The 14,635-nt window shown below is 41.1% G+C and carries 13 protein-coding genes; all 13 read right to left on the bottom strand.

Features of this window, described 5'->3' with window-relative positions:
* Positions 1 to 38: 38 nt before the first annotated feature.
* The 13 genes from FBQ94_RS06465 to FBQ94_RS06520 all read right to left on the bottom strand — a co-directional run bounded on the left by FBQ94_RS06465 (position 39) and on the right by FBQ94_RS06520 (position 14,615).
* Complete coding sequence (locus FBQ94_RS06465) at positions 39 to 1,232, bottom strand: phage tail protein (protein ID WP_007220568.1); 1,194 nt, start codon at positions 1,230 to 1,232, stop codon at positions 39 to 41.
* A 19-nt stretch (positions 1,233 to 1,251) separates the two neighbouring features.
* On the bottom strand, positions 1,252 to 3,333 hold the full coding sequence (locus FBQ94_RS06470; RefSeq protein WP_007220569.1) for a baseplate J/gp47 family protein: 2,082 nt from the start codon (positions 3,331 to 3,333) through the stop codon (positions 1,252 to 1,254).
* Between the two features lie 11 nt (positions 3,334 to 3,344).
* Positions 3,345 to 3,734: a GPW/gp25 family protein gene (locus tag FBQ94_RS06475; RefSeq protein ID WP_007220570.1), complete on the bottom strand. Its 390-nt coding sequence runs from the start codon at positions 3,732 to 3,734 to the stop codon at positions 3,345 to 3,347.
* A 45-nt stretch (positions 3,735 to 3,779) separates the two neighbouring features.
* Entirely contained in the window at positions 3,780 to 4,184 is a 405-nt protein-coding gene (locus FBQ94_RS06480; RefSeq protein WP_007220571.1) for a hypothetical protein, read from the bottom strand.
* A gap of 24 nt (positions 4,185 to 4,208) precedes the next feature.
* Entirely contained in the window at positions 4,209 to 5,792 is a 1,584-nt protein-coding gene (locus tag FBQ94_RS06485) for a phage baseplate assembly protein V (protein WP_007220572.1), read from the bottom strand.
* 482 nt (positions 5,793 to 6,274) lie between these two features.
* Positions 6,275 to 6,904, bottom strand: a complete 630-nt coding sequence (locus FBQ94_RS06490) for a CIS tube protein (RefSeq protein ID WP_007220573.1) — start codon at positions 6,902 to 6,904, stop codon at positions 6,275 to 6,277.
* Positions 6,905 to 6,909: 5 nt separating this feature from the next.
* A complete protein-coding gene (locus FBQ94_RS06495; RefSeq protein ID WP_007220574.1) occupies positions 6,910 to 8,028 on the bottom strand; it encodes an eCIS core domain-containing protein in 1,119 nt (372 codons plus the stop codon).
* Positions 8,028 to 8,165 carry a DUF6760 family protein gene (locus tag FBQ94_RS17435; protein ID WP_352246414.1) on the bottom strand — a complete coding sequence of 46 codons (138 nt, stop codon included), beginning with the start codon at positions 8,163 to 8,165 and terminating at the stop codon, positions 8,028 to 8,030. The genes FBQ94_RS06495 and FBQ94_RS17435 overlap by 1 nt, the downstream gene beginning before the upstream one ends.
* Before the next feature lie 14 nt (positions 8,166 to 8,179).
* Positions 8,180 to 8,545 (bottom strand): hypothetical protein, encoded by a 366-nt coding sequence (locus FBQ94_RS06500; protein ID WP_040543258.1) that lies wholly within the window; start codon positions 8,543 to 8,545, stop codon positions 8,180 to 8,182.
* A 23-nt stretch (positions 8,546 to 8,568) separates the two neighbouring features.
* On the bottom strand, positions 8,569 to 8,994 hold the full coding sequence (locus FBQ94_RS06505; RefSeq protein ID WP_007220575.1) for a phage tail protein: 426 nt from the start codon (positions 8,992 to 8,994) through the stop codon (positions 8,569 to 8,571).
* Between the two features lie 36 nt (positions 8,995 to 9,030).
* The gene (locus FBQ94_RS06510; RefSeq protein ID WP_007220576.1) at positions 9,031 to 10,269 is read right to left on the bottom strand and encodes a phage tail sheath family protein; all 1,239 of its coding nucleotides are present in this window, start codon (positions 10,267 to 10,269) and stop codon (positions 9,031 to 9,033) included.
* 231 nt (positions 10,270 to 10,500) lie between these two features.
* Positions 10,501 to 11,418 carry a Pvc16 family protein gene (locus FBQ94_RS06515; protein ID WP_007220577.1) on the bottom strand — a complete coding sequence of 306 codons (918 nt, stop codon included), beginning with the start codon at positions 11,416 to 11,418 and terminating at the stop codon, positions 10,501 to 10,503.
* Between the two features lie 614 nt (positions 11,419 to 12,032).
* On the bottom strand, positions 12,033 to 14,615 hold the full coding sequence (locus FBQ94_RS06520) for an eCIS core domain-containing protein (RefSeq protein ID WP_007220578.1): 2,583 nt from the start codon (positions 14,613 to 14,615) through the stop codon (positions 12,033 to 12,035).
* Between the last annotated feature and the right edge of the window lie 20 nt (positions 14,616 to 14,635).

The following is a 14,635-nucleotide window of genomic DNA, read 5'->3' on the forward strand; positions in this document are numbered from 1 at the left end:
GTATGATGAAATTAGGAATGCCGGAAAGTTATGCGATCTCATAAATTGCATACTACAGGGAAAAACTGCTTTTTTATCGGATTTGTGCAACAAAGCCGATCTATCTTATAAATATTCGTAGTACGGTAATCTCCGTCAGGCCCCGGAGTTGATTGATCGCCTGCGTCGGCAACAAAAATGTAATTTCCTTTAGGATCAAGAGCAATTGCAGTTGGTTCTATAATAGAAATTTCGTGTTTTAGAACATTGCCATTAGGTTCAATAATTAGTATCTTGCAATTGTTTTCAGCAGTAGTACCATAAGTACCACGATCCAAAACAACATAATTCCTAGAATTATCTATTACCATATCTATTGCTCTGATTATATTTATATTATTAGTCTTAACCAACTCTGCAGTATGTGGACGTGCTTTATCAAATCTTACAATTTTCGATCCTGTTTCAGTCGCTGCATTACCTTCATCTGCAACTACATAGTAACCCTTGGAATCATCTCTTATAGCAATAGGACTATAAATAGGTTGTTTATTTCCTCCACCAAAATCAATTACAGAACCGTCATAAATTGGAGGGTCTCCAATTTCACCATTCCTTCTCATCCGCCATAATTTTGGTGGTATTGAATATTCAGAAGCACCGGCATCACTAACAATAATTTGACCCTTAGATTCGGAACCGGTTCTGTCAACCTCAACAGCCAAAGGATGAATAATAGGAGGACCACTAAAAACAACACGTGCACATCCAGCATTCTTACCGTCTAAAGCCACACGAAAGACTGATTCCCCAATATCAACAGCTATTCGAGGTCTCAGTTCTGAGATTACATAATTATCCAAATATTTTAATAATCCTTGTTTTAAACCGCTGAGGTTGTAGATCTCAACAGCATTACTTATAAGCCTGCGTTTTTGATACTCATTCCATTCCTGCCGTAATCTCACATTTAGCCAAGTGGACAAATAAGCTAGCCACTCTTCTCTCCACTGTTTATTGTCTGACTGAACCTTGAAAGGGTTGTATAACGTGTGTAACTCATCTACAGTCTGTTCAAGACTTACATGTTCGTGATCATTATTATGACGAATTGGAATTGTATCATCTAGCCCAGTCAGGATTTTTTCAAATACTAACAAGAAACGTTCTAAAGAAAATTTAGATAATTTTAATTCACTCTCCCAGAGAACCGAAGGGAGATATTGAAGGTAGCTATTTTTCTCGTTTAACATATCTCTAACCTATAATATATTATTGTTCTATAGTTACAGTTATATCTTCCGGTTTTCCCCCATAACAAACCATCTCGTAATCGGCTACCAATATCCAACTTCCCTTTCCATGGGCATTATATCCGGGAGGACGGTCTGTTTCGTTGTGAGGAAAATAATCTGGATCCGTTGCTTCCAACCTTATAGTATCAATAAAACCAATTTCAACAGGTGGCTGTATCGCGGCAAATACCTGATTTACGTATATGTACTCTCCAATTTCCCAACCTGATCCATCAATTTTACCTCGCGTTGGATGAAGAAAACGTATCAATTCATCTACTTTAGAATCTCTGTATATCGCAGGATTTTCAATAAGTCCATTGTCTATAGCTGATTTCCATACCTTAATAGTAACCACTACCTTGATTGGCAAATAACGAGGACCTGTTACTAAGAGGTGTGCAGATATTGGCCGCCGTTGATTTAAATAATCAGAGACTTCATTAATAAGATTCTCTTCGGGCCTAGGACGAAGATCTAATGCATCAGGCACTATAATAACATTAACCTTACCCGAAGAACGGTTTAGCCCACCGAAACCCCAGGGCTTAAAATTCGAATCGGGTTTGGGTGGTAAGGCACGAACTTTCTTTATATCCTTCGAGGATTCTCTAGCTAAGTACTCATAGTCCATAAGCGTAACAGCACGATTACGCTTCCTTAGTACCTCTGGACCGCGTCTTTTGGTCTCTTCAATTTCCTCTTCATCAAAACCACCTTTAGCAGTCCCTAGATTCTTCACAGAAGTAATATAAGTGACACTTTCGGTATCCGGTAAAACAACTTTACGAACAACATTTATTGTTTTTGCAGGGACGTTCCCCTTATTTCCTCCCGCTACATAACGATATGTAAAAGCACGTATTTCACTTCCTAAAGGCGGAGCTGTTCCATAACCGTCAGGAGACTTCTCAGCATTATAGTTGCCAAAATAAATAGTCCCAGTTACTGGATCTAAGCGAAAACAATTCCCTTCACCTTGAGGGAGATCATCAAGGTGTATCCACCGAGTCCATTGTCCAAAACCTCCACCTGTTTTTGGCTCCCGAACTTCAATGTTTAAGTGATCATAGGAATTTAATACTCCTGGTCTCTTATAAAGAGGACGATTCTTCAACTCAAAAAATTGAAATGGCTTACCATTGCTTGTACCCAGTAACTCAGGTTGAGTTATCGTTAGGGCATTGGTTGCGGATACACTGTTGAAGAGGATGTGCTCCAGACCTAATTGGACTAATTGAATTGATGGATTATTAATTTTGATGCCAATCCAGTATAGGGGTTGTTTAACTGGGTCAGAAGTATTATCTGGCCATGATGCTGGATCTTGAGATCTCCATTCATTTGGTACAGTAAAGGACACACTTCCGTTTTTAACAAATGCATCAGTCCCATCATTAACGGTCATAGCTGGCCAGCTTGTGGGTTCCGATGAATCCTTTGAATAAAGCCATGTAATCTGTATATCATCCTTTTTAACTTGTTTGGAAAAACGGAGGAGCAAGGAAATCTCTTCGCTACTCTTTGAGTCAAAACCAAGGACAAATCTGATAGATTGACTAGAAGAAATGTCAATTTTCATTCCAGTTAAGGGCGAATCGACGAGATGAGAAGTTACATCTGTGTATTCATTCGTAGCAGTGATATACCGAGCTGCTACAAGGTTAATGGGTAAAACTGTTAAGTCCTTATCCGTCTCAAAAACAATTGCCTCTTCCGTTGCGGTGTTCTGCTGGGTAGCAAACTTGCTTCCCTTATTCACAGTAGTTTTAGAAGCTCCCCCAAAGGTTAAATAGGTCGATGCAGGTACGGCGGGGTTGCGTGTGACTCCAAGAAGGTTCAAAAATTCGATAAAGTTTTTCTCCGGTACTTTATTAAGACGGTAGATCATTCCCTCAACAAGCCAGGCAAATAATTCTATTAAGGTAATTCCCAGATCACTCGGGTTATGATCGGTCCATTCGGGGGCGTATTTAGGTATAAGGGCCTTGGCTTCATTAACAATATCCTTCCATGTTCGATCATCTAAATTTGGGGGTTCCAATCTTCCTCTTGACATAATTTTCTCCCTTATTGCTGTTCCAGATAAAACGGATATACCATATTCTGCGGTTCATTGGTTGATTTTATTCGATAGCGAATATCAATCATAAGGCGTCCCGCATTGTTATCATTCTTTACCATAACCTCTTCCAGAATAATCCTGGGCTCCCATGTGGTTAGTGCTTCTTGCACATAGTGACGTGCAAGATTTGCTGTTGTGGTATTATTGGGTTCAAATACAAGGCTTTTTAAATTACAGCCGAAATTCGGTCTCATTACCCGTTCGCCATGCTGGGTGCCTAAAATGATGAGTATAGACTCTTTAATCTTCTGCTCTTGCCTTGATTCCTGAATTCCGCCTCTAGAGTTGATCTGTAATGGAAATGCAAAGCCTTTACCGATAAAATCTGTATTCACAACTTTCCCCTTTGTTTATTTATAATCTTATTCATAATCTAAGAATTAAGTTTTGCTGGTAAATATGTTTTTCTGATTGGAATCAGTTATCTTTACAGTAACAGTGGCAGTACCTTTTGCTGTAGCTCCGCTACTGTTGTCTGTAATCGTTCCTTCACAAGTTATTGTTACCTCATCTCCTTCAAGTAAAATAGATTGTCCCTCGCATTTCACGCGTTTCGAATTAGCTACAATAGCAGCTTCACCTTTTCCTGAAAACGTTGAAGTGCCTGCAACATAATCCCCTGAACAGGTACAACTTAACTTAATTTGATTTATAAGAATTTCTTTCCCATGTCCAAAAGTTCTAACAGTTTTTACGTCGGTTTCCGTAATCGTATATGCCAGATTTTGATGCGATTTCTCCGATTGCGTTAAAGTTCTACCTGATACCGCAATTAGATTTCCCATTTTATCTCTCCTAAGTATTTCTCTCTAAGGGTTGAGATCTATATTCCCATTCATTCCTGATTTAATTATTACATTTTCTTTTGCTTCTATGATGATATTGCCTGTTACAGAATCCATTTTTATCATAGAACCCTTTTTATCTTGTAAAATAAGACTCTCAGAACCCGGCGTTTCATCAAACGTGATTTGCATTCCAGTCTTGGTTTTGATCACCTTTTTTTCATTTTTGCCCTTATTTGCTTCAGGTGGTATGGCCTTTGTATTCCATAGACTACCTATAACAATAGGTTTTTTAACATCACCATGTTCAAATACCACAAGTACATCATCACCTATATCTGGCAGAAAATAAGTCCCTATCTTATCCCCGGCCATAAGTGTGGCAACCGGTACCCAATCGCTCTCGTTGTCATCAGAAAGAAAGGGGAATGACAACCGAACCATACCCAATGATTTTTTATCAACATTGTCTATAACTTTAGCAATAACAACCCCACAAATCTTTTCCTGTTGATTTGGAGGAGGGCTCTCAGAGATCTTCTCCCGCAAGCTTTGTAATAGGGTGCTTGTGTACTTTTGAGTGACTTCAAATTGTGTTTGATACCCGCTTTCATTAATCGTGTGAGTAACCTTGCTCAGTTTATATTTTCCACTAAAGCGTTTGCCTATTCCCCTGATTTCTATCATATCCCCAGCACGAATAGTAGGGATACCAATGCAAGTGCCTGAACCCTCATATAATCCTTCCAGCATCTGCCTGAGAATTGATTTAGCCAGTACTTCCGCTTCGATATAATTGCTTACTGGTTGGTTACGAATTACATTTCTTCCCAAGTTAACAAGTCGGTCAAAAAAATTATTCCCAAGACGTTCCGTAATATCATCCAAATCAGTTCCAAGTGAAATTACCGGTAGGACAGCAACTATCTTCTGGGCAAGTTCATAATCGTAACCACGAATTTCCTGTATTCCGAATTGTGCTGATGTTGACAAGCGGGGACTAAAACTGCTTAAGTTTTTTCCCCACTCTAGAGTAACCATTTCAGTTTGTGGTCGTGGAAATCTGAAATAGAGTTTATCCCAATACACATAAACTTGAAAATAATTGCGATCAGCTAATTCCTGCAAAAGTGCCCAGTCACTTCCTGTCTGTGGTACGTTCTTTTGAGGGGGCATTGGTGCAGGATCAATGATTGGTATAAGCATGTTTTCAGCAGCAATCTGGGCTGCAATTATGCTATCGTTTATATATTTGAATGGAAATCGTGCCGGACTATTGTGCCGCAGGCGATGAGATTTATCATAACCGGTAACCGTAAGTGTTGGCGCACCACTCTGGGGAAAAGAGGGGCTCACTGCGGTAATCTCTCCCAACATCATCGGGTGCATGTCTCCCACATAGCCCATATAGATCTCCACATTTTTCCCTACATCAAATAATGCAGAGTCGGTAAAACGTAAATCGGCGTTATTGAGCCGAAGGGTGAACATATCGGCGGTATCGAGGTTATTATCATAGGTTAGGTCTATGATAGCGTTGGTGACATCCGCCTCTAATGTTAAACCTTGTATCTTTACTAAAAAATCAGGTGCATAATATTGATGCATGTAGACCTCTTAAATTGATAAAATTTTTACACACCCCTTTGTCTCCTCTTTTTAGCTTATCATTACCCACATCTTTACCTATCATGAAGCATAGTTCTGACGGCTCTTAAAAAAATCATTCAAGCCGTTTAATCCACCGAAACGGCTTGATTCCGGATTGTTACAGGCTCTGTAAACATGTTTTGGGTGGCACCGACAAACTCTGTTTGTCAGTGTTTTCTCTTCCCTCTGCCGGTGCACATTCAAACAGACACGGACAAACGTAGAGACGCATTATTATGCGTCTGTACAGTCCGTGCCACCCTGTTCCCCGTGATTTTGCAATACCTCAAATTCCCTCTGCTGACTTGTGGGTAATGATAAGTCTTTTTAGAGGGGAATACTACAAGCTCCCTTCTCTTATTCGACTGAACCCTCAGCGTGAACGTTCTTCTGAGTTCCCAGTGATCTCTGTGGCTATTTTTAATTTCCTTACTATTGCATTAATCCCGCACCCTCGTTTTCCTCGGAGGTATAATTAACGGCGTTCCAGCTACAGGCTTTCGTGGGTTATCAATGTTGTTCAAATCGGCAATCTCTCTCCAGGCGCCAGGATCACCCAATACCTCACCAGCAATCTTACTGAGGGTTTCTCCCTCCATAATATTGCGTACCGTTGGCGGACCTATAAAAAGGCCTCGCTGAATTTCTATTTCTACCGGCTCATATTCTTTCAAGGTAACTGATAGTTTCGCCCGTACAGGGGTACCATTTTCTAAAAACAGAATGAAACGCTGCCCTACACTCTCTAAAACACATTGAAAGTTCAGTCCACCCCAGGAAAAAAGCAGAATCGGCGGGGCTTGTGTACGGACGTCCTTATCAAACAGGGACGTTATTTTCCGTGTCTCATTTCTCACATCGCTTTTCTTTTCATAGGTATCTAAAAAAAGTTCCATTTTCAGATTACGCACATTTCCACGAATATATTGAATGGGTGGGGTTTTTAAACCAGGGATACCAATTTCAGCAAAGGTATTCCCAATATCTAAAGAATATTCCTCAGGATTAAACATGACAGGGATACGTTCCTTTGTTTGTAAATTAGTTATAGTTGCCTTTTCGAGCGCCATGCTGTTTACCCACCTCTCTCAAAATCTATTTTGATCCTATTCATGATATCCCGATAGACCTCCTCTTTAATCATTCGGAGTTGCTTTTCTGACAATTCTGTTGGAACATTTACCCTCATATTCGTTTCAGAGGGAGAACCTAGATCCCTGGAACTTAAGGCAGTTTTTATTGAATGTGCTTGCTTAAGGGGCATTTGATTGCCTTTTGCATAGCTATCCCCGTGACTGAAACTCGACGGTTCTTTATACCCTTCAGAAGTCTCGATAGAAGAAAAATACTGTAACACCTTCTTTTCATTATTAAGCGCTTCTTGCTCTCCACGGTTAAAAATATCGGGTCTTGTATACCCCGGAGCGTTTCTCTTTTCCATACTTGATTCGGCAATATGTGTTAACTCATGACCAAGAAGGGCAATGTCTTCTTTGTCATGAGAATTATATTTACCGTTCTTAAGCAAGATTTTATCTTCATATGTTATAGCATCAGCACTGAATTTCTTCGCCAGGGCATCAGACGCCTGGTTTGCATAAATTTTCACGGAAGGGATACGAATACTTAATATGCCAGCTAAAAAATCCTTTAAAGAAGAATTCAGTACCAAATGACTGCTCCGCTCAATTTTTGTTTTAAGATTCTCTTTCTCAAAATTGGTTTCATTGGTTCCAGTTCGAGGCATATCCTTTTTTGATTTGAAAGAGGAAACAGATTCTCTATTCACAACATATTTCTGTTTTAGCCCTTCTGCTTCTTTTCTCTCCTTAGACGGACCAGGCATAGAGTAACTACTTTGCATATTCCTATTTCCAGGCCAACTTTCCCATACATTAATTTTAGGGAATAATAGATTCTCCTTAGACTCCATGGAAAATACACGGTCTCTATTAACCGAGTATTTCCTTCTCACGTCTTCGATCTTTTCTTTCGCTTTTAAAGATTTTAAATCAATAACGCCTGAATTATATTTCCCTTTTACATCTTCACTGAACCGAGACCATTTCTTCTCAAGAATTTTCTTTTTGTTTTCAATAATACCAATGCGGTTTAATCTTTGCGTTAATGGAGCAAAATCCCTTGTTATGTGCTTTACTATTTCTCTTTTTTTTACTTCATTTAAGTTGATCATTATCTCTTACATTTCTCAGATAGTACGTTAACGATTTCCCGCACCCATTCATTTCGCTCCTTATGCCCCATGTTCATAATCTGGTCATAAGACCAGTGAAAATGGAATGCAATTAAGGCTACCTCCTGACGGAGCACATCAATGGGGTAGCCTATGATCCCCCCTCGTGATTTAATTCCACTTCAAACTCGTGTGTGCACTTTGGGCAGATAGTTTGAATACTAGCCTTGCCGTTTCGATTGATACGGTTGTAAAAGTCTTGCAAGTAAGATAGATCGGCTGCAAACAGTCCCTCGATAATCTTGGGATTGATCTGGGATAGAGACCCCAGCCTGGTGATTACCCGCGAAAGCAAGATTATGACCAGATATGCCTGGTTGGCCTGCACACGGGGGTCTTTAATCGGCAGGATCTCGTCTGCCGCTGTGGCCAATCGCATTACCCCTTCACGATTCAAATTTCCATCCTGATCCACATAACCTACAGGTAAGGTAAACTCGTATTCTGTCTGAAACATAGTCATTCTCCTGATATTGTATTTTACGCCCGCTCTACCCGTTCACAGCTTACAGTCAGGCTATCAATCGCCACGTCATTTCCTTTTGCATTAAAGTCAGGTCCATCCCATTTGCTCGGCCACGCACTGAAGAAATTCCAGCGTACCTTCTCTTGACCGTTATCATCCTGCAGGATGATTGAACCATTTTTACGCTGAATTTGTCCCTTCACCGCTGTAAGATGCCAATCATAGAGTTCATGAGAATCGGTTATTCCCCACTTCAGCATAATATCGGGATAACTTACCTTTCCAGGCAATTTCCGGACTGTTGCTGCATCGCCTCCCTCACGATATTCAACAACCTCAACGTTGGAACCGAATCCACTGCATTCAGAAAATCCTGCCTGTACTATTCCATCGATCTCTACCAGGAATCTAAAATTTTTAAAAGGGTCCACTCTTGCCATTTTAAATTTCTCCTTTCTTATTCACTCGATTATGTATTACCCGCCCGTTGTCTGTTGTATACGGAATATAACAAATTCAGCGGGCTTGACAATTGCAACGCCAATCTCTGTAACCACCTGCCCCACCTCTCGTACTTCTGCAGGGTTAGTATCCTCGTCACACTTAACAAAAAATGCCCTCTCTGGTGTCTCTCCAAATAATGCCCCGTCCCGCCATTGTCTGAGCAGGAAATCACTAACTGTGCGCTTAATGCGCTGCCATAATGCAGGACTATTTGGCTCGAAAACCACCCATTGTGTTCCTTCATCAATAGACTCTCGCAAGAAATTGAAAAAGCGGCGTGTACTGATATATCTGAAATCACCGTTATCATCACCACCTAACGTTCGTCCTCCCCAGATTTTGAAATTACCGTTGAAGGCGCGGATGACATTGATTCCTTTCGGATTCAAGCCATTTTGATCTAATCTGCTTATTCCTGTATCAAGGTCTGCTGCACCTCGAACAATTTCATTAGCAGGGGCTTTATGTACGCCCCGTTCACCATCAACCCGTGCATATACGCCTGCTATATGCCCACTGGGAGGTTGTGGAATGTTCTCTTTACTAATCGGATCGAATACGTTAATCCACGGAAAGTAGAGTGCAGCATATTTGCTATCCTTCGTTGGAGCAGTTGGCGTACCACCCTTGATATCATCGACTGTCAACTTAGCTGGCTTCTGCGTGCCGTCAAGTATAGCTACGCGATCGAGCATATTCTCGCAATGATCAATGATGGCATCCTGTTGTGGTTTTGTTGTTACGCCTGGCACTGCAACAATGGCAATTTCATCAATTGGCTCAAATTTCTTCAAATCATCGGTTAAATCCGCTAAGTCCGTCGCTTGTTTAACCCGAAGAATCCAGCAACGTGTACCACCATTGTTAAAAAATCCGTAAATGGCATGTTGAATTTGTAAATAAGCAGTGTAATCAGAATTACCCCATCCTCCCGTTCCTGTTTTTTGTTTTTGAAAATCTCCAAACTTATTCTTAAACTGTTCCCAACTTGTAATTAACTGAGGTTTACCTGCATCGACTACCTTATAAAAATCGTCCGGTTCTGGTGTACCATCTGCCTTTTCTCCTGTGCGACCGGGGAGTAATGGCATTGTAACATCATCAGGAACAACTCCAATAAATCCCGCCGTACTTGTCCCAACACCTGCAATAGGCCGGGCCGATGGTTGCGCTTCTTCCACATAAACGCCCGGTGATAAATATTCTGGCATACCTACCTCCTTTACTTTTTCTAGTTTTTGGTAACGAATATTACGTTGATCACACTTGCTATAGATACCTTTATCAGAATTATGGTATATCTTGGTTTAACGTTGAGGAATTTCAATTTCGTAGGGCAACCCTTTAGGGTTGCCTGGCAAGGCTAAAGCCTCGCCCTGCATATGATCTATATAACTACAGAGTAAGAGAACAATAACCAGGAGTGCTTCTCTTTAAATTATCTATAGCTCTACGTTATAATCACTCCCTTTCTTTGCTGGAATAGTAATGCGTTTTTCTCTCACTCTGGTATCAAATTCCGCATGCAAGGTATATTGTCCTCTCCGTAACGTGCCAATACTGTATCGCCCGTCTTTATTGGTTTTTGTGGTAATGCCCAGCTCAAAAATCATAACGGAAGCTCCTTCAACTGGTACACCTGCACTCTGAGTAACTTGGCCACCGATACGGAAGAGTTCATCCAGTGTACCAGGTTTAATCTTTCTTTCATCTGGTGAAGTTCGTTCTCCTAATTTTATATCTCTCGTAATAACCATCGGCCCGGAGATCTGTTTATCAAGTATCACCGGTAAAGTTACTGTTACATAAACACCAGGCTTCCAACGGCGATTGTTCCCCATCGTACCCCAGAATTCTGCAAGTTTGGGAAAACCCTCAGCAGGGACAATAGTCATGGGCAGTTCAGCATCTGCCAGGATATCCGGAAAATTACTTGGCAGTGGATCAGGCTCAAATATTTTCCGTGGTACTATTGGCCGGTTGTTCAAAAGAACAGCCAGTACCTGGTATAATAGTTGATGCTCCTCTATCGTTTTCCCTTGCTGTTCGGAGGCAGGGCTCCATGCCGTTATCAAGTAATGGCAATCCATTTGTACCGGTGCCAGTTCTTCACTGATGACGCCGTTGTTATAACTGCGTACCTTTTCATTCGAGCGCAGATTTACATTTTCGCGTAAATCAATGAGATAAACATTCAATGCCTTTCTGGACCCCAGGCCATTTACATGAGTAATCCAGGCATCATCTGGTGGTTGAAAGTCAATTTGGCCGTCAATAACAGTTGGAGGAGATCCAGACTTTAAAAGATCTACTTTTGATCTAAACAAGTGATCCAGGACGCTATCTAGTTTATCGATCAATTATGCTTACTCCCCTAAACCGACAAATTCTTAATGTTAATATTCGCTTTAGCTAAAAAGTTAATATCATTATTACAATTACGTATCCGTTCATTTGAATACACCTTACAATTCTCACGTAGCCCAGCAAGATAGATATTAAGCGCATTGAGTATAACTTATTGACATTCTTAACCAACACTTATCACTTGCCAGCCGGAGGCCCACCTAATCTTTCATTACTAGCAAATTTGGCATGTATGGTAATAGTGCCACACGGAAACCGATCATATTGTCTATTAGTATTTTTCGTAGCATGTATTCGAATAGGTTAATCATTAATTTTCAGTTTTTTGGCAAATGATTATTGAAATTTTTTACCGTTGGGTAATTTCACTTTCTTGAATCGTAATCACGAATCGCACTTACGTTGTCCTCGTATCATCAAGATCTCCTCTCTACCCAACACGCTGTCTATATCCGCTATATGCCATAAAGACAGAGTCACCCGATTTTGAATATGCAGCTTGCATCTTTCACAGATCTAGCAGATAGATATCCAACCCATTGTTTGTGGTTTTGCCTACATTCGAATTTCTAAGCAATGTATCTTCGCTAATGGATTCGGACCAAAGTTAAAACAATGTTTTTCTTAAAATTGATTCGCTACGAGCCCCATAGTTATGATAGGAACGTATTTCATAAGATTCTTGAAGCGTATTTGGGTCAACGTATTTTATTTCACTATCGATTATTAAACCCGTAGAACGCTTGGTAAATGTGATTCTAAGTACTGAGACCCCATTACGAAAGTCAGTCTTCCATTGACTCGCATTGACTAAGTATTTCTCACCATTGCTGCTATCCCATGCTTCAATATGCATAACATTTTCTTTATCGAAGGAAATATGAAGCACTTGATTAGTATTATTGCTTCTATACTTTCCAATGATACCTGTTTTATAAAATTGTAATTGTGGATTAGGGGGAAACCATATATATTCATCTGATCCCGTAAAACCCTTACCTGGAATTACTGTTAATTTAGGTTCAGACACCCAGCGAGTTATCGCTTCTTTTTTTGTCTCTCCCCCATATTGGGGATTGTGCGTTATAAGAACACTTGGAAGAGGCCCAGGTACACCTGGATCTGTCACGATTTTAGATTTTTGTAACGTTACGACTACGAGGACGCCCTGGTCCGGGTGAGCCATTTGATATTCTTCGATTTTCGGTCGTAGCTTTTCTAGATCCGATTCTATGCGATATCGGATACCTAATTCGTTGAGACGTTCCAGAGCAGGGCCTATAAATTGAGCAACTGCTGCAGCACCAGCTTGGGCCCTCAAAACCCCCTTTGACCAAGTGAGACCTTCAACGAATAATGATGATTCCCCCCGTATGGCTACTCCTACATTCTTTGTAGCTGTCGTGGTCGGCTTGAGTGTCGAGGACTCGGTCGAGGGAGAGGGTTTGGGTGCGCTGGTCTCGTGGCTTGTATGCGGGGGAGGCTTAAGTACTTTTGGAGTTGCCTTGGAAGTCGATTTCCCGACGGAAGCTACTTTTGCCTTCGGAAAATATCCAAGCTCTAGCGAACCCTCCAACAACTCCGGACTTGTTGACGCCTTCACGGTTTTCGAACCGGGGGTAAAGACTGCCCCGCGACCACTTGGTCGCACAGTGTGAGACTTGAGTGCCGAGGACTCAGTCGGAGTAACCGATGCAGGAACCTTGTCTTTGGGAGACGCAGTCGGTGTATAGGCGGTTGTTGCAAGAGGAACCTTAGGTGCAATGGGTTTGATGGATTTCTTTGCAATAGGTTTCGAACGCACTACGCGAGCTTTTATATGGGATGCACTAGGATTGAGAGGCCTTTTTCTTGCCGATGAGGCACCGCCAACATGAGGAACTTTATCGTTTAACTCGAATGGAACTAGTAGCATCGTTTTCTCATCAATATCATGATGCCATGTTAATTTATTCTTTTTTCGATACTCTGCTACCTTTGTTTGGTTCTCAAATTTTTCCGGCTTCTGATAGGCAAGGCTTCTATCCGCTTGAGCAAAGTCTTTGTCATCATTCCCGGTCATATTAGGAATGATGGCACGCTCTACTGCCCATTGGGAAAAGTCTACTTTTCCATTTCGGAACGGTATGGGTTTATAATTTGTAATTTTGTTCACTTCTTCGATCTCCGAATACCAAAGTGCATGACCACGTTCTCCTCCCCAATAACCTCCTTTACCCTTAATTACTTTTTCAGTTCCCCGTGGTAATTTTGTCCCTTTTGGAATATCCGGGGCCGCAATCTCCTTAACAGCCTGACTCTCAGGTGATTCTGATGAAAATACACGTTTTATTGTTGTTGCCGATTGAGCTTCTGCATAAATTCCTTTAATATCAATTTCTCTTTGAAGCTTTATCTTAAGATCAGCAAGTGCATCATCAACTTTTCCATATTGTGAAAAAAACTCTATTACTGCCTTCCTATCCTTTAATCCAAGGGCAGTCCAATCGATACCAAATCGTTCCATTAAATTAACTATATCATTGAGTTTACCTTTCTGCGAATTATTAAACTTTGGAAGTTCTTGTCCCTGGTCTAATGGCTGTCGAGCCAGCCCTGGTGCACTGGCTCCCGTAACTTGAATAGACACGGAGCTCTGTGCTAAGGTCAATGCGGCCTGATCTGCGGCTTGTTCCAGCATGCTTTCTGAAAGAGGGACCGAAGCACAAATCCTTCCTCTGTCTTGTTGTATTACATGTGCCAATTCATGTGCCAGGAGTTGTTTTCCTGCTGCCGTCTCCGGTTGATAGTAGCCTGATCCAAACACCACATCTTTGCCTACTGTATAGGCTTTAGCGTTTAGTACATCCGCCGATTTTGCGCTCGGTATATCATTATGCATACGTACCAAGCTAAAATCATATCCAAATCGCGATTCCATAAAATCACGAGTTATTTGGCCGAGAGGCTGACTGCCACTGTTTAATACAGCTCTTACAATTGGTGGTACACTTTTATCAAATTTCGCAAATGCATAAGCGTTTGGTTGCAATAAATGGCTGACTGCCTGATTCCCAACAGCATGTTGTAAGGCCAAGATACTTGCCTGAGGATCAGCCATATTTGATAGGGGAGTCTGTTCATATGAATGCCCCTTGTTCTGCGTGCTATGTTTGTCCTTCGCTGATTTTGTTAAAGTAAGTTTACCCATAAGTTAATTTTTCTATATTC

The sequence above is a fragment of the Candidatus Jettenia sp. AMX1 genome (genome assembly GCF_030263775.1).
GTDB classification, from domain to species: domain Bacteria; phylum Planctomycetota; class Brocadiia; order Brocadiales; family Brocadiaceae; genus Jettenia; species Jettenia caeni.